The following is a 25036-nucleotide window of genomic DNA, read 5'->3' on the forward strand; positions in this document are numbered from 1 at the left end:
ACAATTCTATCGTAGCCAAGATAATCCTTCATATCTTTTTCTGCTACTTAAAATTTCACTGTGTCTATCTACAACATACTACCTGCGGAAATCATGATTATCAATTTTCTTCGTATACTTATTAAATAATAGCTTACCAACTTCTTTACATCCCAAATTAGTCGGAAAGTTAATCAAAACCATATTACCCCCATCTTATTTAACAATCATTAAAATCAAAGTCAAGAATTATTTCTATTTTGTTTTATCTTTTTACATAAAATCACCTTCAAAAACATTTTTAGTATGCTCTATAACAAACGCAAAAAACGCTTTAAAATATGAATTGCATTCAGGATGTTTAATTTTATAATTAATGGTGCCAATAAATGCAATAATCCCAAATCCCAAAAATAACATAGCCTTATCATTATTTCTCCTTAAAACAGGGTGCTATTTGCACCCTGATAAATCTTAATCAGCAAAGACTATTGCTTCAGCACATATTATTTCTTTGACGACTTTTGTATTGCATTCAAGGGTACCCAAATGTTGTTATGTAAATAAGTCAGAAGAAAACTTACATACACAAATTAAAAACAAACAATTTGTTGAAGTAGTTGATATTTGCACGGATAAAAGAATGACGATAAATAAAGATTACATAATTTATTTTTTCGATGCAACCATATATGACTTTGAAAATGTATTTAATACAGTTTGGTTGAAGGGTTAAGTGTGATGATTATGGGTATTTGAATTAAATCAAGACCGGCTTTTACACCGGTCTTTTTTTATTGATTAATCTTCTTTTCTGGATAGGCAAGTGACGACTTCTACGTGCCCGGTATGGGGAAACATATCGACACATTTCACCTTATCGACCCTATATCCAGCTTCCACAAAAAAGGGCAGATCCCTGGCTAACGAAGTCGCTTTACAGGAGACATAGATAAATTTCTCCGGTTTGAAATCAATAATTTTAAAGATCGCTTTTGGATGAATTCCGTCTCTGGGCGGATCAAGGATAATAACATCCGCCTTATCATTTAGCTTCTCCACTTCCGTTAAGACATCGCCCGCCATAAATTCACAATTAGTCAGGCCATTTTTCACCGCATTAACTTTTGCTGCTTCCACCGCTTCTTCAACCAGCTCAATTCCAATGACCTTTTTAGCAACTGGTGCCAATACCTGGGCAATTGTTCCGGTTCCACAGTAAAGGTCATAGATAACCTCATTCTGTTCGCTCCCAACATAATCTCGCACTACTGAATACAGTTTTTCCGCGCCCAGGGTATTGGTCTGAAAAAAGGAAAAACTGGTGATCTCAAAAGTCAGACCAAGGATTACATCTTCAATTCTATCTTCTCCGTATAATACTTTTGAGCTTTCAGCTTTAACCACATCAGCTACTCCATCATTTCTCGTATGCAAAATTCCCCTGATTTGACCACTCAGAGACAAATCAAGCAAGCACTTAATAAAATCCTCTTCCGCCAAGTCGCCCTGCGAGGTTGTTGCCAGATTAATCAGAATATCCCCTGTTCTTTTTCCTTTTCTGACAACCAGATGACGTAAAAAGCCTTCATGAGTCCGTTTATGAAAATAGGTGGTCCAATTTTCTCTGAAAAATCCCAGCACTGCCTCCTGAATCATATTAAAATCAGCATCTGTCAACTGGCATGAGCTGGTCTCTACAATATTATAAAAACTCCCCTGCTCATGCATCCCCAGCATCAGCGGACCATCTTTTTCATTATCCCCAAAGGAATATTCCATTTTATTGCGGTAACCAAAAACCTCCGGGCTTTCAACAATACCTTCATATGAAAAACCCTCAATCCCTCCCTTTTGGAGCAGATTTAAGACATAATCTTCTTTTAGTTTCAGCTGCTCCTGATAAGGAATGGTTTGATAGCTGCATCCGCCGCATTTATCAAATACCTGGCAGACGGCTTCTATTTCAGCAGATGACTTTTTAACAACTTCAATCACCCGACCTTCGTAACGCTTTCGTTTCTTGACAATATCTGCCCGCACTCTTTGTCCCGGGACAACATTTTTGAATACTACCTTTTTATCCTGATAAGTACCATAGGCCTTGCCAGGAAATAAATGGTCTTCAATTTCTATCTCAACATTTTCAATTCTTTTCAAAATAATCTCCTTAAATTTCATTCCGGGAAATTATATCACATCAATCCTCGTTCTGCTTATTAATTTGCAAAACTATAGGCTTTAAGCAGGTAAATTAAATTTTTCCGACAAAATAAAAGCAGCTTTTCCAGCTGCCATTAAAATTATGCTAACCAATTAATTTGCGTAGTAATTAAGTTTTTCCATCAGGGTTCCTTTACTTTGTAATCCAACAATGGTTTCTACCACTTGACCATTTTTGAAAATTTTCATTGTCGGAACACTCATAACCCGATATTCCTGTGCCAGATTCTGATTCTGATCAATATCAATTTTATAAATACTGGCCTTGTCGCCAATTTCTGCCGAAATATCTTCGAGTACGGGTGCCAACGCTTTACATGGACCGCACCAGCTTGCAAAAAAATCTACCAGTGCCACACCACTTCCATTGATTACCAGTTCCGTAAATTCAGCCTGATCTAACATCTTTGCCATTTTTTATTCCTCCTTGATTTATGATAAATGTTTTTTGTTAACTATTTCAGCCAGCACTTTTAACTCAGCCAGCTTTTCTTCATTTTCAAGCACGGCTACCTCATCAGTATGAGAAAACTTGACAAATCCCAATTCGTTACAATTTAAATAACGCTTGTAAAACTCTAAAGTATTTTCAATTGCCTGAAACTGACGCCCATATTTAGGGGCACCACCCACACCAATGACAACCAGATCTTTGTTTTTAATAATCGATCTATCTTCCAGGTTATATAAAACCTGGGTTCGATCAATCAAGGTTTTGATTTTTGACGGAAATGCACTAAAATAAACCGGAGTCGCAATCACAAACAGATCACTTTTTTCGATTTTCTCGTAGATGTCTTTCATCGCATCATCCTTGATCACACATTCACCCTGATGTCTAAGACAATAATCACAAGCCAGGCAGTGCCTGATTTCTACCTTATTCACATTGATATTTTCCACTGAATGTTTTCCTTCAATCTGATCCAGAAAAAAATCCATTGCTTTCTGAGTATGCTTGCCATTTCGGTGACTACCCATAATTGTTACAATATTCATCATTCTATCCTCCCCTTAAAAGCGGTCATGAACTAAAACGGTCTACATCATTATACCCGTTTTATTTAGATTATAACAGATTCGATTTGCATGACTATTATTTAATTAGTTGTTGTCCAAATTAAATACTTAAGCGCGCTTGCATTATTCTCTCTGGATTTATGGAGTCGAAAAATGTTGCCGAGCACTCGGTCTTCGCTTCGCTATGACCTCATCGCGGGCTTCGCCCGCCGCAAAAAAAGACAGTCTATATTAATTTTTAATCTGCTATCTCCAATTGTCTACAGAGTGCGAAAAATGTTGCCGAGCACTCGGTCTTCGCTTCGCTGCGACCTCGTCGCGGGCTTCGCCCGCTGCAAAAAAAGACAAAGAAATAAAATGCTTAAGCGAGCTTGCATTTTATTTCTTTGTCTTTTTTTGCGCCCGGCTTCATTTTTCGCGCAAGAAAAAAACCGAAGCTGTGTGAAGGGCTTTCGGCTTTTTCTAAAAACTTTGAAAGAGGGTAACTTGTTATGGTTAAATAGTACCCTAGTAACCTTAATATTATCTTAATGCTGTCATATTTTGACCTGTTTTTTCAATAACTCATAGAAATTACTGGAGCATTGCACTTTAGCAGAACAATTTTTTCCCTTTTCTTTATAGTAAACAACATACTTCCTTTTTCCCGGAATATTGATAAGGGTAAAATTCTTTACACTCCCCTCGACTTTTTTTGAACGGTCTCCGGCTTCAATATCAGTCACTGTTGCTAGATCAATCTCTGCCACAATCTTTTTCCAGAAAAAAATCTTACGCTCAATAATTAAGCGGTTATGGGTTAATAACATTTCAAAACTGGTTGTTATAAAACGTAATGAAATAATAAATGCAGTCATCATCACTGCCAGACTGATTACACCAATAATCATCTTTAACTGTTCATCTGTAACATAGCTAATCAGCCGATTATAGCCTACAGTATAACCAACTACTAAAATCAGCACCACTGCCATTGCCGGTAAACTCAGCTGCTTGCTTTCCAGTGTTTCACGCGCTTTAACTGCCATATTGCCTCCTAAAAGCCTTTTTTTCATTATACCCCAATAAACGCATAAAAAAAAGAGCCGAAGCCCTTCTTTTCTTATTCTTCCGGCGAAAAATCTTCTTTTCCAACACCGCACAATGGGCATACCCAATCGTCGGGAAGATCAGCAAATGCTGTTCCTGGTTCAATTCCTCCATCCGAATCGCCGAGTTCCGGATCATAAACATAACCACAAATATCACATACGTATTTCTGCATATTATCCTCCTGTTCACACATTGTTGTGTTCATTATCGCTACTCTAAATTTTACCCTCAATTTTGATAATCAAACACATTTATATAAATTTATTTCTAGTCGTTTTTTACAAAAAAGAGAAAGACATTCTCAGAAATAAATCTGAGAATGTCCTCGTTTTCAAAAATAACTATGCTTGAACAATTGCTTCTACTGGACACTGTTCTGCGCAAGCGCCACAGTCTGTACAAGCAGCTGCATCAATCACATAAATATCGCCTTCTGAGATTGCTTCCACTGGACATTCGTCGATGCAAGAACCACAAGCGATACATTCATCTGTAATTTTGTAAGCCATTCTGATCTCCTCCTTATATCATTTATAACTAATTTCATTATAGCGGAATTTTCATGAAAATCAAGATGCTTATTTGTCTTTTTTGCTTTTTTGTTTGTTTTTTTCTCTGCTTTTAACCTGAATTTCCTCAAGCCGGTATTTTTTCACCTCGGTTTCGTCTTTTTCTGTTTGAATTTTAACAAAAACGGTTTCTTCCAGAATACTCAGTTTAAAGACTTCCCCTTCACCATCGGTTGTTATGACCTTATGACCAACTTTAGGCAATTTTTTAGAAACTGATTCATAAAACTCCTGTTCATAAGTCAGACAACATAAGAGCCTTCCACAGATTCCCGAAATTTTCGTAGAATTCAGCGACAAGTTCTGTTCTTTAGCCATCTTAATAGATACGGGTGTGAAATCACCAAGCCATTGGGCACAGCAGGTTGTCCGTCCGCAAACACCTAAGCCCTTAAATAATTTGGCTTCGTCACGAACCCCAATTTGTCTCAGCTCAATCCGCACTCTAAATACAGCCGCTAAGTCCTTGACCAGTTCTCTAAAGTCTACTCGACCATCAGCGGTAAAATAAAAAATCGCTTTCTTTTGGTCAAAGGTATATTCCACATCGATCAGTTTCATATCAAGGTTGTGTTTTTGAGATTTTGCGACAAATATTTCTTTTGCCGCTTCTTCTTTTTCCTTAAGTTTGTTGAACTCGATTGTATCCTCTTCTGTGGCTCTTCTGATGACTGGTTTCACCGGAGCCACCATCTCTTCTTCATCTATCTCTCTTGCCGTTAAGGCAATTTCACCGTATTCAATCCCTCTGACCGTTTCCACAATGACCGGATCAAACTGATCAAAAACTATATCAAGGGGATCAAAATAATAAATCTTCCCCACCTTTTTAAATCGTACACCGACGACTGACTTTCCCATTTATTTATCCTTTCTGGATTTTAATCATCTGAATCAGGGTCTTCTCCCATTGCAGACTCAGATTTACATTATATTGCATCCGATCCATCATTTCAAACAATGTTTGGATGATTTCATCAATTTTTTCTTCTCTTAGAATTTTTTCAAAGGCCTGATGTACCTTCCCCGGTTCGTTCCCTTCTGGAAGCGGGCTTCCTTTTTTATATAACGAAAGCTCATAGAACCAGCGGATCAGGAAATCAAGCATTTCTATGCATTTATTTTTGTCACTGCCCATTCGCTCTGAAAGTGTGAAGATTTTTAAAAGATCCCCTCTTAATAAAGAATATAGTTCCCTAAGAATCGAAACCCGTTCTTCCAAAATACCAGGGTTATTCAAAAAATAAAGGGCTTTTTCTATTGAACCTGCAGCGGGACCCAAAACCGATTCAATTTCACTTTCCGAAAAGCTGCCCTCGCTTAATAAAATCCTTTTGATTTCTGTCGGAGCCAGGGGCTTAAAATGATAGACCTGACAGCGGGAACGAATCGTTGACAAAAGCTGTTTTGGTGTCTCAGTAAGCAGAATAAACAGATTATAGTACAACGGTTCTTCCAACGATTTTAATAAACTATTCTGTGCCTCGACAGTCATTCTAGCGGCATCATCAATAATGATAATCCGCTTATCCCCGGAGTAGGGTTTAACTGAAAGCTCATTAATCATCGCTCTCACCTGAGCTATTTTAATGGTAGCACCTTCTGCACTGATTTCCATTAAGTCGGGATAATTCCCATTAGCTAACTGTTTGCAGGAAGGACATGTATAACAGGGCTTTTCCTCACCCTGACATAACATCATTGCCGCAAACATCTTGGCTGTTTTTCTTTTGCCGATACCCGATATTCCGGTAAAAAGATATGCATGGGAGACACTGTCTTCCTGAATCTGCTTTTTAAGGGCTTCGAGAATCTGATTATGTCCAATCACTCTATCCATTATTTCACTCATCAGTTATAAATCTCGTCCTCAAAGGCCAGGCTGAGATCTTCATCCAGTTCTTCATTGAATTTCTGAAAATCGAGTAATTTCATCGATTTTAAATACTGACTCTCCTTGACCAGAATTTCAATATGTTCTTCCCTGATATCACCCATAAAGATTTCCCGAATCGGACCGCTGCCAAAGCCTTTTTCGGCCGCGATTGCCTCAATCCCATGGGCCTTCAGAAACTCTCTAATTTCCTGAAACTCCTGCTCATCATCTGCCATTTTTAAATAAGTAAACTGATCATTTGTCATCTTGTCATGTCCTCTTTTCAAAAACTGCCTGTCTGATTTCTGCCTGAATATCATCAATGCTTCTTAAGGTCTCATTTTCAACACATTTTATCTCAATCCAGTGATACTGATCAATCAGCTCAAGCGCACTGGTATAGGCATCAACAAGATGCTGACTGCTTTTCTCATGAATATCTTTAGTCATGGTCCCGGTAATTTTGTTTTTCCGGTTTTTCATTAACTGCTGATTGATTTCCGGAGGAATATTTAGAAAAAATACCTGGTCTGGCACTGGCAGAGAGAAGAGATTAAATTCATAATCCCAAAGCCAGTCGAGAAACTTCTTCTTTTCCGCCTGATCTTTTATTTTTCCTGCCTGATGAACCATATTAGAGGTCGTGTAGCGGTCTGCCAGCACAATTCCCCCATCATTTAAAAACTCCTCGTAATCGGTCTTATATGAAGCATAGCGGTCCGCTGTATAAAAAGTGGAAGCCACATAAGGGCTGATACTCTCTGGATCATCTCCAAATGCCCCGCTCAAGTATAATTTTACCATAGCTGAAGATTCTTTTTCATATCTGGGATAAGAAATTTTTAAAACCTTCTCACCTTTATCTTTCAGATGCTGGTACAGTAATTCCGTGTGGGTCTGTTTGCCACTTCCGTCTACCCCTTCAATAACGATCAGACGGCCCATTTTATTTTCTTTCATAGCTCTTCCTTAATGACCAGAAACTTTTCTTCTGAATCTATTCCAACTACTCCCACTCCAGCGTCCAATAGCCTTTGGATCTCTTCAATAATTGCCTCGGTTATTCGACATCCCGGAATCAATATTGGAATTCCCGGAGGATATGGAATAATGAAATCAGCGGCTATCTGGCCAACCGACTTTTTGAAAACGGTTTTTTCCTTTTTATCTGTCCATAAAGCTTCCCATAAGGGCTTTTCTAAAATGGGTTCATTTATCTTCATCACCTGATAGGACTTTGGTCCATCGGATTTCCCCAAAACTCGGTTCAAACTTGCAATCGCAGCTGTCATCTTATCAATATCACTGCTGGTGGTTTCAAGACCAGTCATCAAAAGTATTGATTGCTCATCAGTCATTTCACACTGGATAGCAAATTCATCTCTGAGAATTTTTTCCAGCTCACAGCCATTGGCCTTTCCAGTCGAAAACAGCCACTTACTGTAATCATAAAGTGCATCACCACTATCATAAAGCCTGATCATAGCATCATCTGGCTGATTTTTAATGAGTTCCCGATGCTTCTTTCGGATCATTTCAAAAACAGCGGCCCCCTTTGCGTGGGCTGAATCAGTCGCTTCCTCTACAGAAATCATTAGCGGATAACTGGGAGATGAACTCTGCAGGACTGATAAAAACATCTGTACCCGGTCCCAATTCATTAGCTTTCCCTGTCCATGAATCAGTGCTGACTGTGTAAGTGACCCTAACACCTTATGGGTAGACTGAATTACCAGATCGGCACCTGCTTCCAATGCAGTTTGGGGATAGCCCTTGGCAAAAGTAAATTGCGCACCATGGGCTTCATCAACGATCAGGATTTTACCCTGCTGATGTAAAATTTCAGCAATCTTATTAAGCTCACAAACCGTTCCGTAGTAAGTGGGACTGACAACCACCAACCCTTTTACTGATGGATAAGCTTTAAGCCCGGCAGCGACCGCTTCTGGACTGATCTCCCTGGCAAAACCAAGTTCATCATCAAGAATCGGTGTGATAAAACGGGGCTTTATCCGCCCCAATGCCAAAGCACCAAAAACTGAGCGGTGGCAGTTAAGACTGACCAGAAGCTCTTCGCCCGGCTGACAGGTCGCCAGCATAGCGCACTGAAGTCCTGCCGTACTGCCATTAACAAGAACTGCAGTTACCTGACTTTTGTAAATTGAAGCCAGTTTTCTTTCAAGTTCTTTAATAATTCCTTTCGCATCATGGAGGTTATCGGCTCCGGGAATTTCGGTAATATCCAGATCATACAAATCAGAATATGCTTTTCTGCCTTTATGACCAGGCATATGAAAACGCCCGGAAGGTTCCAGTTTAACCTTCATTAATTGCTCTCTTAAGATACTTTTTTTCATGTTTCTATTCTAACATAAACCGGTTAAAACCCAAGTTTATTTTTAATTTCCCTTTAAACTTCCTGAGCTTTATTATATAATAATTTGGCAAATCTTAAGCAAGGAGAAAACAATGACCGCAAAAAAAATAACACCAATTGTAATGGAGAATTTTGAAAGTGAAGTACTGTCTCATAAGGGTCCAGTAATGCTTGATTTCTGGGCAGAATGGTGCGGACCATGCAAAGGCTTATCGCCGGTACTCGATGAGATTGCAGACGAACTTCCTTCAAATATGAAAGTCTGCAAAACCAATGTGGATGAAAACCAGGCACTGGCCCAGCAATTCCGGGTAATGAGTATTCCCACAGTAATCTTTTTTAAAGATGGTGAAGTGGTCAATCGCTTCGTTGGCGTTCGCGATAAACAGGATTATATTGAAATGATGCAGTCACTATAGACTTCCTATTAAAAAAGGCCGGGCCATAAGCCCGGTCTTTTTTTATGAAACTTTTCCGCCGGAAGGGATACCATCGACAGTTACCAGTGACAGTTTTTTGCCTTTGGTCGCAGCCAGAATCATCCCGTTGGAGGTCACTCCTCTAAGTTCTACCGGTTTTAAATTAGCCACCAGAATGACAATTTTTCCCACCAGTTCTTCGGGTTTGTAGTATTTGGCAATTCCCGAAACCACCTGGCGTTCTTCCTGTCCAACTTTAAGTTTTAAAACCAGCAAGCGGTCAGCGTCCGGATGGGGCTCACAGGCTACCACTTCGGCTACCCGCAGCTGAACTTTTGCAAAATCATCGATTGTAATCAGGCCTTCTGGAAGCTCCTGTTTTTCTTTCTGATCCTGTTTTTTATCTTGGGACTTTTTGTCGTTTTGTGGTTTTTCTTCCTTTTTGATTTCAATTCTCGGAAATAAGGGTTCGCATCGGCTAACCGAAATACCTTCCGGATAAGCTCCAAATTTTTGAATACTTTCCCAGGTTAATAAATCCTCTGGACAGTTTAACTGCTGACCCATTTTTTTCGCTGTTGCCGGCATAGATGACGCAATAAGAACAGTAACAATTCGTAAACATTCGGTCAGGTTATACATTACCATTGCCAGTCGAGCCTGTTTTTCAGGATCTTTTCCAAGAATCCAGGGCTGGGTTTCATCAATATATTTATTACTTCGAGAAACCAGTTTCCAGATTTCTTCAAGGGCCCGGCTGAAATCCAGCTTATTCATATAATCTTCCACATTTTTAGGGGTATTGACTGCCAGTTCAATCAGTTCCTGATCAAATTCTCCTGCTTCCTTTTGAGATGGAATTACACCGTTAAAATACTTTTCTGTCATTGCCAGGGTTCGGCTTAAGAGGTTGCCCAAATCGTTGGCAAGGTCAGAGTTAATATGGCTAACCAGTAAATCCTCGTTATAAATACCATCAGCTCCATAGCTCATTTCACGCAGGACATGGTAACGCAAAGCATCAACGCCGTATTTCTCAACCAGCACCACAGGATCAACCACATTTCCCACTGATTTGGACATTTTCCCACCTTTTAAAAGAATCCAGCCGTGACCGTAGACTTTTTTAGGTAAAGGCAGTTCCAGCGCCATTAAAATGATTGGCCAGTAAATAGTATGGAAACGGATAATATCTTTACCAACCAGGTGAACATCTGCCGGCCAGAATTTATCCATCAGATCCGGTTTATCATTTAGATAGCCCAAGGCTGAAATATAATTTGGCAGAGCGTCAATCCAGACATAAACCACATGGCCCGGATCAAAGTCTACCGGTACACCCCAGGAAAAGGAAGTTCTGGATACACAAAGATCCTGCAGACCGGGCTTGATGAAGTTATTGATCATCTCATTCTTTCGCGATTCAGGTTGAATGAAATCTGGATTCTCTTCAATATAGGCTAGAAGGCGATCCGCATATTTTGACATTTTAAAAAAGTAAGCTTCTTCCGATGCTTTATCCACAGGTCGTCCACAATCCGGGCATTTTCCATCCACTAACTGGCTGTCAGTCCAGAAGGATTCACATGGTGTACAATAAAGGCCCTCATAGCTGGACTTGTAAATATCACCCTTTTCGTAGAGTTTTTTGAATATTTTCTGGATTGTCTTTTCATGTTCCGGGTCAGTTGTGCGGATAAACTGGTCATAATCGATATCCATAGTTTTCCACAGACTCTTGATGCCATCCACAATATTATCAACATAAGCCTTAGGGGTAACACCTGCTTCCTCTGCGACTTTCTGAATTTTTTGACCATGTTCATCAGTTCCGGTTAAAAAATAAGTTTGATAACCCAACTGTTTTTTAAAACGGGTAATGGTATCAGCTGCCACCGTTGTATAGGTGTGTCCGATATGTAAATTCCCACTGGGGTAATAAATAGGTGTTGTAATATAAAACGTTTTTTCTGACATAGTTACTCCTTTTACTGAATTACTAATAGTTTTTAAAATTTCAGACCTTTATTTTCTGATAGACATCTCTTCTGGAAATTCCCCGATCTTTAGCCACCTGTTTCATTGCTTCTTTCTCGGTCACGCCCTGCTTTAAGTAATGATTCATATGCTCTTCTAACGATAATTCCATCCAATTTTCTTCCAGCACATCTTCTGCTTCATCAGAGGTTTTTCCTTCAATACAAAGAACAAACTCGCCGCGGGGACTATTTTCCCTGAAATAAAGGGCCTGTTTTTCGATACTTGCATATCTGGTTTCTTCATAGCGTTTGGTAATTTCACGGGAGATACTCATCATCCGATGAGCAAGCCCTTCTTTTACAAGCGCTTCCAGGGTTTTTGTCAGCCGATGGGGGGACTCATAGAGAATCACGGTATCTGGGGATTTTTTAATCCGTTCAATGCCTTCACGGTATGCCTTATTTTCTTTATCCAGAAATCCCAGAAACAAGAACCTGCGGGTATCAAGTCCTGATAAAACCAGGGCGCACAGCCCGGCGTTAGGCCCCGGTACCACCTCAATCTCAATCCCCTCTACAACACAAGTCTTTACTAGAATTGAACCGGGATCTGAAATCAGTGGCATCCCGGCATCGGAAATCAGGGCAATATTCTGCCCCTCAGTAAGTATTGCAATCAATTTCTCAGCTGATTCGTATTCGTTATGCTGATGATAGGCAATCATTTTTTTTGATATCTCAAAATGATTTAAAAGTTTGATTGAATGTCTGGTATCTTCGGCTGCAATCAGATCTGCATTTTTTAAGGCTTCGATGGCCCTGATACTCATATCTCCTAAATTACCAATTGGAGTTCCAACAATGGACAGTTTTCCACTCATGATTTTTGATAAAGATTCTGGGCCACAAATACGCCATTGACGGAGGCCTGCATCAAGCCACGGGTAATCCCAGCGCCATCACCCAGTACATAGAGATTTTTAATGCTTGATTGAAAATCCTCATCAACCGTAACTTTATTGGAATAAAACTTGACTTCCACGCCGTACAGCAGGGTTTCATCACTGGCCAGTCCCGGTGATACCACGTTCAAGGCCTGAATCATTTCATCAATATCCTTCATGATCCGATAAGGAAGTACCAGACACAAGTCTCCCGGCACTGCATCAACAAGGGTCGGACGAATATTATTTCGATGGAGTCGTTCTTCAGTGGTACGACGACCTCTTAAAAAATCACCATAACGCTGAACCATAATCTTATTACCCGTCAGCATATTGGCCAGTCCCGCAATATGCTTACCATATGCAATGGGCTCTTTAAAAGGCTGGGTAAAGTTCTTGGAGACCAGGAGGGCAAAATTAGTGTTATTGGTTTTTAAGCTGTCAGATTTATAACTGTGGCCGTTAACTACCGCCAGCTGATTATCATAATATTCTGTTGAGACCACTCCCCCTGGATTAGAACAGAAGGTCCTGACACTGTCATCAAAGGTCGGAGTATAATAAATCAGTTTGCCTTCGTACATCGCTTCATTGATTTCCTGCATGACTTCATTACGTGTCTCAACTCGAACACCCAAATCAATTTTTCCGACTTTGGTTTCGACCCGGTGTTCATCACAAACTTTTTTAAACCATTCCGATCCTTCACGACCAACGGCAACTACAATTTTATCAGCTAAATAGGTTTCACCGCCTGCAACAACGCCTTTGACTTCATTTTCTTCGATAATCATACCTTCCACAGGTCTACGAAAATTAATTTCTACCCCCAGGTCATCGGTCAGATAATGCTGTATACGCTGATAAATCGTATAGCCAACTTCGGTTCCCATATGACGAACGGGACACTCCACCAATTTTAAGTTGCTCTGAATGGCTTTGGTTCTGATATCGCGAATTTTTTCGGGCTGATCAATACCATGCACATGCTGATCAGCTCCAAATTTCAGATAAATTTCATCAACATAGTTGATCAGGTCTACTGTTTTCTGATAACCGATATATTCCGGCAGCTCGCCACCAACATCAGGTGAAAGCGACAATTTACCGTCTGAAAAAGCTCCTGCCCCAGCAAATCCGGTGGTAATATTGCAGGGTTTACAGCCCACACAAACATTGGTCTTTCGTTTAGGACAAATCCTTTTCTCAATCGGATTTCCCTTTTCCAGCATCAGGACTTTTAAATCCTGATTATTTTTTTTTAATTCCATGGCAGCAAAAATCCCGCCGGGTCCTGCCCCAATAATAATCACATCATAATTCTTCATCTATTCTTTCTTCCTTACTTTTTACTTATAAAAACAATTCTCCGCCATAGTCTTCTTCTTCGAAACCTACAGCTAGATCGTTAAACTTAGTATATTCTGGTATCCATGCCAATTTGATGGCACCAGTCGGGCCGTTTCTCTGCTTGGCAATATTCACCTCAGCGATATTTTTAAGCTCGGGGTTATCATCGTAGTAGGATTCTCGATATAAAAGCATTATCACATCTGCATCCTGCTCGATAGATCCCGATTCTCTTAGGTCCGACATCACCGGATGATGGTCGGTTCTGGCATCTGGTGCACGACTCAACTGCGATAGGGCAATGACCGGTGCCTCCATCTCTCTGGCTAAAGCCTTTAAACCTCTGGACATTTCAGAAATTTCATTCTGACGATTCTCCGATTTTCCGCCTCCACTCATCAGCTGCAGGTAATCGATCATGATAAGATCCAGGGCCTTTTCTGTTTTTAAACGCCGACATTTGGATCTGAGATCAGAAATCGTAATTCCCGGTGTATCATCAATAAAAACACTGGCACCAAAAAGGGTATTATAGCCGACAGCCATCCGTTCCCAGTCCTCTTTCGAAAGGTTCCCCGTTCGAACATTATTGCTGTCTACCAGCGACGCTGCACAAAGCATTCGTTGGACCAGCTGTTCTTTTGACATTTCCAGACTGAAAATTGCCACCGACTTTTTATCTTTAACGGCCGCATTTTGAGCAATATTTAAAGCAAAGGCTGTTTTACCCATGGATGGCCGGGCTGCTACAATGATTAGATCCGAAGGCTGAAGACCTGCTGTCATCAGATTCAGTTCGGTAAAACCAGTATCTACTCCAGTCAATTTTCCCTTATTTTTTTCAATGGCTTCAATTTGCGAAAGGGTCACGCCCAGGGTTTCCTGAATGCTCTGAAAATCTCCTGTTCGTCGCCCCTGGGACACTCTAAAAATCTCCTGTTCGGCCCGATCAATCAGGTCACCAATATTCCCATACTGACCATAGCTCTCTTCAAGAATGTTTGAAGCCGTAAAAATAAGCCTTCTCACTACGGCTTTTTCATGGACAATCTCACAATATTCAAGATAATTTGTATGAATTGGGACCATATCAACCAGTTCACTCAAGTAAGCCGGGCCGCCAATTTCCTCCAGAACGCCTTTATTTCTTAAGGCGTTCAGTAAGGTGACCGTATCAATAGGCTTGCGCTCATTACTGAGTGCAAGCATGGCTTCATAAATTTCACGATGGGCACTGCGATAAAAATCATTGGGCGAAAGAATTTCCTCGGCTTTGGCAATATTTGATTCTTCCATTAAAATGGCACCCAATACCGATTGTTCCGCCTCAAGATTATGGGGAGGGACCTTCATCACGTTTTTTTATGCCTCCCCTTTGACTAATACAGTCAGATTACCAGTAATTCCCTGATAGGTTTTTACCTTAACTTCAATCCGACCGACATTTCTAATCGGTGAATCCAATTCGACTTTTCGTTTATCAATCTTGATTCCAGTCTCTTTTTCCAGTTTTTCGGCAATATCCTTATTGGTTACCGAGCCGAACAGTTTCCCATCTTCACCAGCCCGCTCAGTAATTGTAATTTCAGTTTTTCCCAGTGTATCGGCCAACTTTTGCGCTTCCTGCCGTTCTTCTTCCATTTTTTGAGCTTCATCAGCCTTAGCCTGGTTGGCAGCTTTAATGTTTTCATCACTGCCCATTACTGCTTTTTTATTTTTAATCAGAAAATTGCGGCCATAGCCGTCTTTAACTTCGACGATATCACCCTTATTTCCAACATTTTTAACATTTTCAAGTAATACTACTTTCATCTCTCATTCTCCTTCTGATAATTTTTAATTGCTTCAATCAGCAGTTCTCTACCAATCTCGGGATCTGTTACATTCGGTAATTGGGCACCTGCCATCGCCAGATGACCGCCACCACCCAATTTTTCCAGAATGACCTGGACATTGATATCCCCCATGGAACGGCCGCTAATGTTCAGACCATCTTCATTTTTCAGGATAATAAACGAGGCAATAATTCCCTTGATATTTAAAAGTTCATCCGCCGCCTGAGCAGCAATCAATCTCCCCGAATCGGAATTATTTTCAAAAATTGAAACTGCAATATTGTCAAAATAAATTTTCGCATTTTTAACCGCTTCTGATTTTTGAGCATAGGTACTTAAATCATCCTGTAAAAGGGTTTTCGCGATAATCGTATCCGCACCTTTTCGTTTAAGATATGAAGCCGCTTCAAAAGTTCTGACCCCCGTCTTTAAAGTGAACATTTTTGTATCCATGCAGATTCCGGCAAGCAAAGCGTTAGCCTCAACGGGATCCACCGTTTTTTCCTTTTCATCAATATACTGAATCAGCTCCGTCACCAGTTCACAGGTTGATGAAGCGTAGCTTTCTGTGTAGGTCATAATTGCATTGGGAATCGGTTTTCCCGACAAACGGTGATGGTCGATCACAACTACCTTGGAGACCAGGTCAGGTAGTTCCGGAACTTCCAGAAAATGGCCATTTTGGGTATCTACAATGATAACCAGAGTCTTTTCCTTTCTGAATTCTTCCACTTCCTTGGGCGTAATAAAATCATCCTCGTATTCGCCCTTATCCATCAGATATTCAAACATCGATTTAATTGATTCGTTGATTTCCCTAATAATAATTTTGGCATCTTTAGAAAGGGCCCGACAAACCCCAAGCAAACCAATATTTGATCCCAGACAATCCATATCCGGATTCTGATGGCCCATTAAAAGGACATTGTCTGATTCCTTAATCAGCTCAGCCAGGCCATGGGCTTTAACCCGCGCCTTAACCTTTGTTCTTTTTTCAGTTGCCTCGGTTTTTCCTCCATAGAAAAGCATCCGATCATCGTGGCGTACCACTGCCTGATCACCACCGCGAGCCAGGGCTATTTCCAGGGCTGCATGAGAAATTTCCTGTGATTCCTTGATTCCCAGAATTTTTTCAGAAATACCGATCCCGATGCTTAGGGTAACCGGTGTTTTTTCATCATTTTCGATTTCCCGAACATCATCAAGAATTCTGAAGCGTTCATCCTGGATGGAACAAATTCTACTGCGTTCAAAAATCATCAGATAACGGTCATTCTCATATTCGATGATCACGCTGTCAATAGCTTTAGCCCAGCGGTTGATCTTAATATCCACCTGACTTAAAATCGAAGAACGTTCGTGACTGGGCAGTTTTTCGTTGATCTCATCATAATTATCAATGACCACATAACAAAAAATAGGAGATTTCTTCCGGTATTGCTGCCTCTGCCGAGTCTGTTCAGTCACATCAAAAAAATGTACCAGTTCAAACTCATGAACCTTATCGGAAAAAGAATTAGTGACTACCCCATATTCCCGATCTTCATAGTTAAAAGTATATTCTTCTGCCAAAACGGCCGCTTCTAAATCAAAATCCAGTTCATCCTTGATATTCTTATTAAACAAAGCCCGCTTTTCATTTTTAAATACAATGCCAAAAGCCTGATTATACCAGTAAATAACCCCTTTTGTGTCAACAATTGCCATCGCAATCGGCATCTCATACATCCGCTCCTGGTTAATTTTATCCAAATCTGAATAGATATCTTCAATCACCTGATTAAAGCGGATTTCATCCATCGATATATTCTTCTTATAATAAAAAAGCAGAATAATAAAAACCAGTCCGCCAAGGATCCCCAAAAAGTGATTGCATACCATAATCCCCAGGGATAAAACCAGTACGGACAGCAAAGAAAAAATCATCAGCGCATTAATTCGGTCTTTCATTTTATCTGGGTCTCCCTTCGAAAGATTCGGCGAATATCCAGGTAAGTATCCGCAATTCCCAGAAATGTAATCAATGGTTGGAAAATAAAGCATAAGAGACCTACAAGCACTTTAATAGCTTTATTGCTAACTCCCTTAAAGTTAATATAATTAAATACACAGGCCAGACCCATTACAAAAAAGACCGTGTTAACCAAATTTCTGACCGTGACAATGTAAATCTCGGGGATTAAATCAGGCAGAATTAAATTAGCTACAAAAACACCCACTAATGAAAACATCAGGAACACTTTTAGATGATTTGGCAAAATCAGACTACTGAGTTTTTTATAGCCTTTAACAGAATAGCCCAGCCGTTTTAAAATCAGATCTGAACAAACTACATTAGCCATTGAAAAAATAACCGGCATGAGTAGGAAGGCCGATGGTATGGTCATCAGTATCATTCGAAGGTTTTCTTCAATGACCGATTCCATCGTCTGTAACTGACTTCCATCCAGAATTCCCATCGATTGATAAATCGAAAGGGCCTCTCGAGATGCAGTTTCAAACATTTCTATTGTTGAGTTTATAAAATTTACTCCCGTCAGGAGCTGATAGAACAGAATCACAGCAACGATAAATAAAGCAAATCCAACTGTTCCTATCATTGTTTTCTTAAAGGAAGAAAGATTTTTTTCATATGACCATCCCAGACCGCAACCAACCAGAAGCATCAGCATTCCAAGCTGAAAAGCAGTCCCCGGCCCTAACAGCAGACCGATGAGAATAGTGGAGGCCACACTTGAAAGAATACTGACTTTCAGACCTTGTCGTTTTCCCAGAACAATCATTGGAACGGGAATAAAGAAGGTCAGGATCACAAAGAATGGCACATAAAAACCTAGAAGTGATAAAATCACTGCGATTGCACAAAAAATAGCCCCTTCGGTAATTCCTCTTGTCTTCATTTTTCCTCCATTTCTCAAAATTACGATCGTCATTTCAACTTAAAATTATATCATAACCATTTGAATTTCACATTACTTTTTCAGTTCATCCACAAAATTTTCATCTTTGCATAATTTAAAATAATATAAAAATACCACAACGAAATTAAATTCGCTGCGGTATTTATGTTTTTAATCTCTTTTAAAGAAATTATAGCCATTTAGTTGTTTGTTGTATATGGCAATAAGGCAACATTACGCGCTCTTTTGATTGCTTCAGTTACTTTTCTCTGATGTTTTGCACATGTACCGGTTGCACGTCGCGGTAAAATTTTACCTTTTTCAGAAATGAATTTCTTTAAAGTTGCTACATCTTTATAATCGACTTCTTCTGCATTTCGTTCGCAAAATTCGCATACTTTTCTTCTTTTCTTGAATGGTTTTGGCATTTATTTTTCCTCCTATCTTAAAAAGGTACTTCGTCATCATCAGCCATCAGATGAAAATCTTCATCCAGGCCCATGACCGACATATTGTTGTTATTAGATTGTTGTTGTGGTGCTGGCTGCGAGTAACCATTATCTCGTCGTCCAGATGAAAGGAATGTCAATTCATCTCCAATGACTTCGGTCACATAACGCTTTTGCCCATCCTGTGCATCGTAACTTCTTACCTGTAGTCTTCCTGCCACACCGATCTGACTGCCTTTTGACAAATACTGGCCTGCCAGTTCTGCCTGTTTTCCCCAGAAGACAATTGGTATAAAATCTGCTTCCTTCTGGCCGTCTTTGCTTTTAAATCGTCGATCCACTGCCAGCGTAAATGTCGCTACTGCTCGTCCTGTTGACGTATTCTTAACCTCTGGATCTCGTGTCAGTCTTCCTACTAAAATTACTTTATTCACAGAAACACCCCCTATTTTTCTTTTTTAATAACAATACTTCGAATAAACGGTTCAGTGATCTTGTATAAGTGATCAAGAGCATCTAAAACTGAGTTATCAGCTTTAAAATCTACCAGTACATAGTAACCTTCTTGATACTTCTTGTCGATTTCGTAGGCTAACTTTCGTTTTCCCCACTCATCAACATTTTCAACAGTACCTGCTGTTTCAATTGTTGCTTTCACTTTACCGATTAATTCATCAATCGCTTCCTTCTCAAGTTCAGGCTTTAAAACAAATAGAGTTTCGTACGCTTTCATTTCCATTTCACCTCCTTATGGACTATGGCTCGTCTTCCTGACGAGCAAGGATACCAGTTTTTAATTATATCACATTACTCATATAATGCAAGCTTTTTATAATCACTCACTATAACTCCTACTGTCAAGTTAAGTGTCTTTTGCAGCGGTGGCTTCTTATTCAATATTTTTCCAGCTGTTATGAAAAGGCATTAAATAAAATCGGCGTCATATAAGTCTCAATAATAGCCGCCAGGAAAAAAAGCGGCACCATCCACAAAAAATAGATTCTGACTGCATTGCTGACGGTTAGCTTCAGATCTTTCTTACTAATCTGTCGCAGAATCAGACGGACTAACTTATAGCAGATATCCAGCCCCAGAGCAATCCCCAGTAGAAAAGCCGGTATCTCAAGGATTCCGTGGGGGAGAATTCCGACTAGGAAACTTATTATTCCATACCCACTTAAACTATAGACCCCGCCAACAATCCCAATCACCAGGGCATTTGACGTCAGTGACCAGATTGGAATAAACAAAAAAGGAACAAAACCGAATAAAATTGAGACTGCACCTGCCTGAATATTATTAAGAAAGATCCCTGAAAATAGACTCATCCCCTGGGAATCAAGCGAAATTTGGCTTTCAAACATAGCAAGCAGATCTGAGTAGAGGGTCATCGTCATATCCGGGTTATTTCTAAAGTATACTGTTCCTACTGCTGAAAAAACCATAAATAAAATCAGCAAACCATAATATAGAATTTTTAAGTCGCTGCTAAAATAGCGATGCGCCTGATCCCACTGTCTGCTTATGTATTGTCTCATCTAAGCTTCCTTCTCCTCACGAATCACTTTTTTTATCTGTTTATTAAATTTAATCCTGGGAATCATCACCAGATGATCACAGCCAAGACAGCGAATTTTTATATCCGCCCCGGTTCTGACCACCTGCCATTTATAACTTCCACAAGGATGCTTCTTTTTTAATTCAACAATATCACCAAGCTCATATTTTTTCTCGTCCAAATTTCATACCTCTTTATTTCCATTATAAATCACAGTTTTATTATAGGGGATTTCGATACCCTTTTCATCAAATACTTCTTTGATTCGCTGTCTTAAAAGATTTTCCGCGACAAACCGCGAAGCTGCATCTTCATCACAAGTTATTCGTATCGTCACGGCCGAATCGTCAAGTCCAACTACCCCCATTACAACGGGTACAGACCGATACATATCTTCATGTTCATCGTAGAGCTGTTGACAAAGCTCATTTAGCACTTGAATAACGTGAGCAATGTCTTCTTCATAGGCTACTCCGACTTCTACAATGGCTTTCATATTACCCTTGGAAAAATTCTTTAAGCGGTCAATTTTCCCGTTATGAATAATATATAATCCGCCATCAAATTCCCTGATACTAGTCGTTCGCATACTGATTTCCTCTACTATTCCATGATGGGTTTCGTCAACAATTACATAATCGCCGACACTAAAATGATTTTCAAGAACAATTACAAAACCGCTCATGATATCTTCCACCAGGCCCTGAGCACCAAAAGCAATCGCCAGGGTCCCAACCCCGGCAACAGCCAAAATCGATCCGATATTAATAAAGTGTTCCAGGATCACCATCACAATGATAGTCCAGGCACCACCGTTAACGGCAATTTTCAAAACATTATTAAGGGTGATAATCCGGCGTTCTTCTCTTTTATCAAGATCTTTTCTGGTTTCATCAAAGACCCGATCAATGATTCTGAAAAGCACTCCCCGTGTTATTATCAGGGCAACAATCAAAATCAGGGTAAAAATCCATTCCTGAAGAAGTTGAGCCCATTCAATCTGATTGATAAAATTAAAAGTCTCCTGGGCTGCTTCATCAATGGTATTAACGTCTTCCATTATTTCTCCTTTCATTAATCATCCACATTGTTTGATATGTGTCATTTTTTGAAGTCTCGAAATTTAAATTATTCTTCCAATTTCTACTAAATTCAAATTATAATGTTAAAAATGCCGTAACAATCTTTTGATAAAAAAAGCTGCTTTGATAATTCAAGAGATTGATACTTTCTGAGCCATACAAGTCGATCATCGAAAAGATCCAAATCATAAGAAATAGAATCACCAGTCCCGAACAAAGCCCGATTATTAGTCCAAGAATCCTGTCTATCCCACCAATAAGCGGCAGGCTGGTGACACCTTTAAAGAAAAACTGCAAGGCGATAACCGCAATTGAACAGACAACCATGATCAATCCAAAACTGATAAAGTGGGCCAACCCATAAATGACTGCTGTATTGAGTGCTTCCTGAGTAGTGCTAATCAATCCGCTGTTACTTAAAAACTCTGTAACTTCCTGTCCCTGTTCTGGCAGCTGCAAAAGAATTTGAGTTAATGATTCCAAATCCAAATTTTTAGAGATTCCCGCCATCATACCAGAATCAATCAGATAGTCTGCCAGAATCGGTGAAAAAATTATCCCCATTATAAAAGAAGCAATAAATCCCCCAAAGCGAATCAGGGAATTTATTGCACCACGATTATAACCTGCTAATCCAAAACTCACACAAATAATCAGACTGAGCCAATCCATTGCTGTCAATAAACTCATTTTTTAGTCCTATAATATTCTTCTATATCTTCATCACTGATAACACGAATCTGGCTGGTTTCCATTAAAAATGATTTATCATCATCTTCCTGATTTTTTGATATTATTTCATCACTTATTCGAGCATCACCAGCGACTTGATCAGCATCCTCCAGAATCGGAATTTTCGCCGGTTCCGGCATTTCCTGGTGTTCAAAAATAACTGCTGTATCATCCATCACTTTTTCCTGAATTGGAACTTCTCTTCTGCTTGATGCTTCTGTTCTTCTAGTTTTTCTTGGTGCTTTAGCCCGATCCTGATCTTCAATAATAACTTCGGTCATAATTTCCGGTTTCTCTGGAACAAAATTTTCATTCATAATTTCATCTGAAATCCCTTCCATTCCAATAACTTCCCGACTCTTAACCTTGCTTTTTTTACGTCTGCCGCTTCGTGGCGTCGACTGCGGTTCCTGCATCGTATCCATTTCCGCACTACTTTCGAGCCAATATTTCCGACCAAGCAATCTGCCAACAAGAATACCAATTACCTGAAAAAGTAGTGTCAGCAACAAGGAGATTGCAAAGTGTGTAAAAATAGTGATACTCCCGTTAAGAACCTGATAAATTAGGCCAAAAGGCAAGTACCAGAAAATTGTTGGCGCCGCCAGGAATGTAAACTGATTCCAAATACTTGACGTATCCTGTCCTGGAATAAAAATCGTTACCACCGTCACAGCTGCCGTTAATAAGAGGATCGGTAACAGGGCGTAAAATACATATGCAACATACCGTTTCTTTTCTCCAGCATAGATGTTTTTAAAACTGACTGCAAAAAGACCAATCCAAAAAAGCGCGACTATCACCAGTTCAAGGCCGCTTAAAAAATAATTAAATTCATCTCCGTGAAAAACATCAAATACATTTTTAAACAGTAAGACAATTAATATATAAATGACATTACCAAATACAGATGTTTCCAACGGGGATAAACGTCTTTTCCTTTTAATCTGATTCATTTAAATCTCCGTTTCTTTACTACTCAGCGCTATAACCCAGCTTCGATAAAATTCGATCCAGTTCATCAATTGATGTATAAGCTATTTCTATCTTACCGGATTTTCCACTGTGTTTTAATTTTACCCTAGTATTAAAAATTTGTTCAAGCTTTTCCTGAACTTCTCTTGAATGGGGATCAGCATTTTTTTCAGGCTTATCTGCTGTCTTTTTTTGTCTGACCTTTAGTCGTCGTTCAGCTTCCCGGACACTAAGTCGTTCATCGATTATTTCCTGGGAAAACTCAATACGTTCAGTTTCATCCTCTAGCCCAAGGATTGCTCGGGCATGGCCGGCTGTCAGCTGATTATTAGAAAGGGCTTCCTGTACAACTCCCGGAAGTTTTAAAAGTCGCAAAGCATTAGTAATGGCTGTTCTGCTTTTTCCAATTCGAATTCCTATCTCTCCCTGAGTCATATTAAAAGTCTCCATCAGACCTTCATAAGCCTTAGCTTCTTCCATACAGTTTAAATTTTCACGCTGAACATTTTCAATAATTGCAATCTCCAGCACCTCATCAGGGGGAAGATCTTTAACAATAACCGGCACCTCTTTCAAACCCGCCAGGCCAGCAGCCCGCCAGCGGCGTTCACCGGCAATAATTGTATAACCCCGATTTTCCGGTTTAACAACCAGTGGTTGAATGATGCCGTGTTCTTTAATTGAGCTGCCCAATTCTTCAAGTTTTTCCTGATCAAATACTTTTCGCGGCTGATCGGGATTAGGTCTCAATCGACTGGTCTTAACATGGAAAACCAGATTCTCTGATTCACCATTTTCTGCACTAACTTCATTCTGAATACCATCTTCAGGAATTAAAGCCATGATTCCCCGACCTAAACCTGTTTTTTTTGCCATTCCTTCTTACTCCTGTCTGTTTAAAAATTCCTCTGCCAATGCTAAATATGCCTTGGCCCCTTTTGAACTTTCAGCATAGTCAAAGATAGACTGTCCATAACTCGGTGCCTCAGCCAGCCGTACATTTCGGGGAATAGTCGTTTCATAGACTTTCTCTTTGAAATAACCAACTACTTCATCAACTACCTGAGTACTTAGATTGTTACGTTGATCAAACATTGTCAGCACCACACCTTCAATTTCAAGGTTTTTGTTTAGACTGCGTTTGACCAATCCAATGGTATTAATCAGCTGACTAACTCCCTCCAGCGCGTAATATTCACATTGTATTGGGATTAATACTGTTTCAGCAATAGTCAAGGCATTGATAGTTAATAAACCCAGTGAAGGAGGGCAATCGATCAATATAAAATCATATTCGGTTTTTAATCGTTCAATAGCTTCTTTGAGTCGATATTCACGTCCTATATGATTTGTCAGTTCAATTTCTGCCCCAGCCAGGTCAGCATTAGCTGGCAAAATCCAGACATTTTCGAAACCTGTTTCCCTAATCACTTGATTAATATCTGCATCTGCTATCAGGCAATCATAAATACTTTTTTTGAGGCTGTTTTTATCGAGACCCATTCCACTTGTCGCATTACCCTGAGGATCAATGTCAATAATCAGCACTCGATGTCCCGTTTTGCTGAGGGCGGCAGCCAGATTAATATTAGTCGTTGTTTTTCCTACTCCGCCTTTTTGATTAAATACCGCAATCGCTTTTGCCATAACTCTCCCCTGCTAAATGTTTCACGTGAA

The 25036-nt window shown here is 39.8% G+C and carries 29 protein-coding genes; 1 reads left to right on the forward strand and 28 read right to left on the reverse strand.

Annotated features, from left to right (window positions below; genetic code table 11):
• Positions 1 to 780: 780 nt before the first annotated feature.
• The 11 genes from rlmD to Q5O24_15475 all read right to left on the reverse strand — a co-directional run bounded on the left by rlmD (position 781) and on the right by Q5O24_15475 (position 9086).
• Complete coding sequence (gene rlmD / locus Q5O24_15425) at positions 781 to 2139, reverse strand: 23S rRNA (uracil(1939)-C(5))-methyltransferase RlmD (GenBank protein WKY47717.1); 1359 nt, start codon at positions 2137 to 2139, stop codon at positions 781 to 783.
• Positions 2140 to 2295: 156 nt separating this feature from the next.
• Complete coding sequence (gene trxA, locus Q5O24_15430) at positions 2296 to 2616, reverse strand: thioredoxin (GenBank protein ID WKY47718.1); 321 nt, start codon at positions 2614 to 2616, stop codon at positions 2296 to 2298.
• A gap of 18 nt (positions 2617 to 2634) precedes the next feature.
• Entirely contained in the window at positions 2635 to 3204 is a 570-nt protein-coding gene (locus tag Q5O24_15435; GenBank protein ID WKY47719.1) for a flavodoxin family protein, read from the reverse strand.
• A gap of 554 nt (positions 3205 to 3758) precedes the next feature.
• Entirely contained in the window at positions 3759 to 4250 is a 492-nt protein-coding gene (locus Q5O24_15440; GenBank protein WKY47720.1) for a hypothetical protein, read from the reverse strand.
• Positions 4251 to 4324: 74 nt separating this feature from the next.
• The gene (locus tag Q5O24_15445; protein ID WKY47721.1) at positions 4325 to 4486 is read right to left on the reverse strand and encodes a rubredoxin; all 162 of its coding nucleotides are present in this window, start codon (positions 4484 to 4486) and stop codon (positions 4325 to 4327) included.
• Between the two features lie 169 nt (positions 4487 to 4655).
• On the reverse strand, positions 4656 to 4823 hold the full coding sequence (locus tag Q5O24_15450; GenBank protein ID WKY47722.1) for a 4Fe-4S binding protein: 168 nt from the start codon (positions 4821 to 4823) through the stop codon (positions 4656 to 4658).
• 69 nt (positions 4824 to 4892) lie between these two features.
• Positions 4893 to 5744, reverse strand: a complete 852-nt coding sequence (locus Q5O24_15455; protein ID WKY47723.1) for a stage 0 sporulation family protein — start codon at positions 5742 to 5744, stop codon at positions 4893 to 4895.
• Between the two features lie 4 nt (positions 5745 to 5748).
• The gene (gene holB, locus Q5O24_15460) at positions 5749 to 6735 is read right to left on the reverse strand and encodes a DNA polymerase III subunit delta' (GenBank protein WKY47724.1); all 987 of its coding nucleotides are present in this window, start codon (positions 6733 to 6735) and stop codon (positions 5749 to 5751) included.
• Positions 6735 to 7025 (reverse strand): hypothetical protein, encoded by a 291-nt coding sequence (locus tag Q5O24_15465; protein WKY47725.1) that lies wholly within the window; start codon positions 7023 to 7025, stop codon positions 6735 to 6737. Before Q5O24_15465 ends, holB begins: the two co-directional genes overlap by 1 nt.
• 4 nt (positions 7026 to 7029) lie before the next feature.
• Entirely contained in the window at positions 7030 to 7719 is a 690-nt protein-coding gene (locus Q5O24_15470; protein ID WKY47726.1) for a thymidylate kinase, read from the reverse strand.
• Positions 7716 to 9086, reverse strand: coding sequence for an aminotransferase class I/II-fold pyridoxal phosphate-dependent enzyme (locus tag Q5O24_15475; protein ID WKY47727.1), 1371 nt, complete (start codon positions 9084 to 9086; stop codon positions 7716 to 7718). Before Q5O24_15475 ends, Q5O24_15470 begins: the two co-directional genes overlap by 4 nt.
• Before the next feature lie 142 nt (positions 9087 to 9228).
• Between Q5O24_15475 and trxA (Q5O24_15480) the strand changes: the two genes are divergently transcribed.
• Entirely contained in the window at positions 9229 to 9555 is a 327-nt protein-coding gene (gene trxA, locus Q5O24_15480; GenBank protein WKY47728.1) for a thioredoxin, read from the forward strand.
• A gap of 42 nt (positions 9556 to 9597) precedes the next feature.
• Here the strand turns inward: trxA (Q5O24_15480) and metG are convergent, their stop codons facing one another.
• The 17 genes from metG to Q5O24_15565 all read right to left on the reverse strand — a co-directional run bounded on the left by metG (position 9598) and on the right by Q5O24_15565 (position 25006).
• On the reverse strand, positions 9598 to 11532 hold the full coding sequence (metG, locus tag Q5O24_15485) for a methionine--tRNA ligase (protein ID WKY47729.1): 1935 nt from the start codon (positions 11530 to 11532) through the stop codon (positions 9598 to 9600).
• Positions 11533 to 11572: 40 nt separating this feature from the next.
• A complete protein-coding gene (gene rsmI, locus Q5O24_15490) occupies positions 11573 to 12415 on the reverse strand; it encodes a 16S rRNA (cytidine(1402)-2'-O)-methyltransferase (GenBank protein WKY47730.1) in 843 nt (280 codons plus the stop codon).
• Entirely contained in the window at positions 12412 to 13806 is a 1395-nt protein-coding gene (locus Q5O24_15495) for an NAD(P)/FAD-dependent oxidoreductase (GenBank protein WKY47731.1), read from the reverse strand. The genes rsmI and Q5O24_15495 overlap by 4 nt, the downstream gene beginning before the upstream one ends.
• 25 nt (positions 13807 to 13831) lie before the next feature.
• Entirely contained in the window at positions 13832 to 15181 is a 1350-nt protein-coding gene (dnaB, locus tag Q5O24_15500) for a replicative DNA helicase (protein WKY49273.1), read from the reverse strand.
• A 9-nt stretch (positions 15182 to 15190) separates the two neighbouring features.
• Positions 15191 to 15640: a 50S ribosomal protein L9 gene (gene rplI, locus Q5O24_15505; protein WKY47732.1), complete on the reverse strand. Its 450-nt coding sequence runs from the start codon at positions 15638 to 15640 to the stop codon at positions 15191 to 15193.
• Positions 15637 to 17613: a DHH family phosphoesterase gene (locus Q5O24_15510; GenBank protein WKY47733.1), complete on the reverse strand. Its 1977-nt coding sequence runs from the start codon at positions 17611 to 17613 to the stop codon at positions 15637 to 15639. Before Q5O24_15510 ends, rplI begins: the two co-directional genes overlap by 4 nt.
• On the reverse strand, positions 17610 to 18563 hold the full coding sequence (locus Q5O24_15515) for a DUF2232 domain-containing protein (protein ID WKY47734.1): 954 nt from the start codon (positions 18561 to 18563) through the stop codon (positions 17610 to 17612). Before Q5O24_15515 ends, Q5O24_15510 begins: the two co-directional genes overlap by 4 nt.
• 200 nt (positions 18564 to 18763) lie before the next feature.
• Complete coding sequence (gene rpsR, locus Q5O24_15520) at positions 18764 to 18991, reverse strand: 30S ribosomal protein S18 (GenBank protein WKY47735.1); 228 nt, start codon at positions 18989 to 18991, stop codon at positions 18764 to 18766.
• Between the two features lie 17 nt (positions 18992 to 19008).
• On the reverse strand, positions 19009 to 19446 hold the full coding sequence (locus Q5O24_15525; GenBank protein ID WKY47736.1) for a single-stranded DNA-binding protein: 438 nt from the start codon (positions 19444 to 19446) through the stop codon (positions 19009 to 19011).
• A gap of 11 nt (positions 19447 to 19457) precedes the next feature.
• On the reverse strand, positions 19458 to 19745 hold the full coding sequence (gene rpsF, locus Q5O24_15530) for a 30S ribosomal protein S6 (protein ID WKY49274.1): 288 nt from the start codon (positions 19743 to 19745) through the stop codon (positions 19458 to 19460).
• Between the two features lie 178 nt (positions 19746 to 19923).
• A complete protein-coding gene (locus Q5O24_15535) occupies positions 19924 to 20550 on the reverse strand; it encodes a stage II sporulation protein M (protein ID WKY47737.1) in 627 nt (208 codons plus the stop codon).
• Positions 20551 to 20751 carry a DUF951 domain-containing protein gene (locus Q5O24_15540; GenBank protein ID WKY47738.1) on the reverse strand — a complete coding sequence of 67 codons (201 nt, stop codon included), beginning with the start codon at positions 20749 to 20751 and terminating at the stop codon, positions 20551 to 20553.
• Between the two features lie 3 nt (positions 20752 to 20754).
• The gene (locus tag Q5O24_15545) at positions 20755 to 21630 is read right to left on the reverse strand and encodes a mechanosensitive ion channel family protein (protein ID WKY47739.1); all 876 of its coding nucleotides are present in this window, start codon (positions 21628 to 21630) and stop codon (positions 20755 to 20757) included.
• Between the two features lie 97 nt (positions 21631 to 21727).
• Positions 21728 to 22342, reverse strand: coding sequence for a CvpA family protein (locus tag Q5O24_15550; GenBank protein WKY47740.1), 615 nt, complete (start codon positions 22340 to 22342; stop codon positions 21728 to 21730).
• Entirely contained in the window at positions 22339 to 23340 is a 1002-nt protein-coding gene (locus Q5O24_15555; GenBank protein ID WKY47741.1) for a hypothetical protein, read from the reverse strand. The genes Q5O24_15550 and Q5O24_15555 overlap by 4 nt, the downstream gene beginning before the upstream one ends.
• A gap of 19 nt (positions 23341 to 23359) precedes the next feature.
• Positions 23360 to 24235: a ParB/RepB/Spo0J family partition protein gene (locus Q5O24_15560; GenBank protein ID WKY47742.1), complete on the reverse strand. Its 876-nt coding sequence runs from the start codon at positions 24233 to 24235 to the stop codon at positions 23360 to 23362.
• Between the two features lie 6 nt (positions 24236 to 24241).
• Complete coding sequence (locus Q5O24_15565; protein ID WKY47743.1) at positions 24242 to 25006, reverse strand: AAA family ATPase; 765 nt, start codon at positions 25004 to 25006, stop codon at positions 24242 to 24244.
• Positions 25007 to 25036: the final 30 nt, after the last annotated feature.

Source organism: Eubacteriaceae bacterium ES3 (assembly GCA_030586155.1).
Taxonomy (GTDB): domain Bacteria; phylum Bacillota; class Clostridia; order Eubacteriales; family Eubacteriaceae; genus Acetobacterium.

What these genes read in the sequence shown, in the direction of transcription:
- Q5O24_15455 (WKY47723.1), bottom strand. Translation starts at nt 5,744, where the DNA reads ATGGGAAAGTCAGTCGTCGGTGTACGATTTAAAAAGGTGGGGAAGATT.
- Q5O24_15565 (WKY47743.1), bottom strand. Translation starts at nt 25,006, where the DNA reads ATGGCAAAAGCGATTGCGGTATTTAATCAAAAAGGCGGAGTAGGAAAA.
- Q5O24_15550 (WKY47740.1), bottom strand. Translation starts at nt 22,342, where the DNA reads ATGAGTTTATTGACAGCAATGGATTGGCTCAGTCTGATTATTTGTGTG.
- Q5O24_15435 (WKY47719.1), bottom strand. Translation starts at nt 3,204, where the DNA reads ATGATGAATATTGTAACAATTATGGGTAGTCACCGAAATGGCAAGCAT.
- Q5O24_15445 (WKY47721.1), bottom strand. Translation starts at nt 4,486, where the DNA reads ATGCAGAAATACGTATGTGATATTTGTGGTTATGTTTATGATCCGGAA.
- Q5O24_15555 (WKY47741.1), bottom strand. Translation starts at nt 23,340, where the DNA reads ATGAATCAGATTAAAAGGAAAAGACGTTTATCCCCGTTGGAAACATCT.
- metG (WKY47729.1), bottom strand. Translation starts at nt 11,532, where the DNA reads ATGTCAGAAAAAACGTTTTATATTACAACACCTATTTATTACCCCAGT.
- Q5O24_15560 (WKY47742.1), bottom strand. Translation starts at nt 24,235, where the DNA reads ATGGCAAAAAAAACAGGTTTAGGTCGGGGAATCATGGCTTTAATTCCT.
- Q5O24_15495 (WKY47731.1), bottom strand. Translation starts at nt 13,806, where the DNA reads ATGAAGAATTATGATGTGATTATTATTGGGGCAGGACCCGGCGGGATT.
- Q5O24_15545 (WKY47739.1), bottom strand. Translation starts at nt 21,630, where the DNA reads ATGGAAGACGTTAATACCATTGATGAAGCAGCCCAGGAGACTTTTAAT.
- rsmI (WKY47730.1), bottom strand. Translation starts at nt 12,415, where the DNA reads ATGAGTGGAAAACTGTCCATTGTTGGAACTCCAATTGGTAATTTAGGA.
- Q5O24_15535 (WKY47737.1), bottom strand. Translation starts at nt 20,550, where the DNA reads ATGAGACAATACATAAGCAGACAGTGGGATCAGGCGCATCGCTATTTT.
- Q5O24_15465 (WKY47725.1), bottom strand. Translation starts at nt 7,025, where the DNA reads ATGACAAATGATCAGTTTACTTATTTAAAAATGGCAGATGATGAGCAG.
- Q5O24_15450 (WKY47722.1), bottom strand. Translation starts at nt 4,823, where the DNA reads ATGGCTTACAAAATTACAGATGAATGTATCGCTTGTGGTTCTTGCATC.
- Q5O24_15470 (WKY47726.1), bottom strand. Translation starts at nt 7,719, where the DNA reads ATGAAAGAAAATAAAATGGGCCGTCTGATCGTTATTGAAGGGGTAGAC.
- trxA (WKY47718.1), bottom strand. Translation starts at nt 2,616, where the DNA reads ATGGCAAAGATGTTAGATCAGGCTGAATTTACGGAACTGGTAATCAAT.
- Q5O24_15515 (WKY47734.1), bottom strand. Translation starts at nt 18,563, where the DNA reads ATGAAGACAAGAGGAATTACCGAAGGGGCTATTTTTTGTGCAATCGCA.
- holB (WKY47724.1), bottom strand. Translation starts at nt 6,735, where the DNA reads ATGAGTGAAATAATGGATAGAGTGATTGGACATAATCAGATTCTCGAA.
- rplI (WKY47732.1), bottom strand. Translation starts at nt 15,640, where the DNA reads ATGAAAGTAGTATTACTTGAAAATGTTAAAAATGTTGGAAATAAGGGT.
- rpsR (WKY47735.1), bottom strand. Translation starts at nt 18,991, where the DNA reads ATGCCAAAACCATTCAAGAAAAGAAGAAAAGTATGCGAATTTTGCGAA.
- rpsF (WKY49274.1), bottom strand. Translation starts at nt 19,745, where the DNA reads ATGAAAGCGTACGAAACTCTATTTGTTTTAAAGCCTGAACTTGAGAAG.
- dnaB (WKY49273.1), bottom strand. Translation starts at nt 15,181, where the DNA reads ATGAAGGTCCCTCCCCATAATCTTGAGGCGGAACAATCGGTATTGGGT.
- trxA (WKY47728.1), top strand. Translation starts at nt 9,229, where the DNA reads ATGACCGCAAAAAAAATAACACCAATTGTAATGGAGAATTTTGAAAGT.
- Q5O24_15475 (WKY47727.1), bottom strand. Translation starts at nt 9,086, where the DNA reads ATGAAGGTTAAACTGGAACCTTCCGGGCGTTTTCATATGCCTGGTCAT.
- Q5O24_15440 (WKY47720.1), bottom strand. Translation starts at nt 4,250, where the DNA reads ATGGCAGTTAAAGCGCGTGAAACACTGGAAAGCAAGCAGCTGAGTTTA.
- Q5O24_15510 (WKY47733.1), bottom strand. Translation starts at nt 17,613, where the DNA reads ATGAAAGACCGAATTAATGCGCTGATGATTTTTTCTTTGCTGTCCGTA.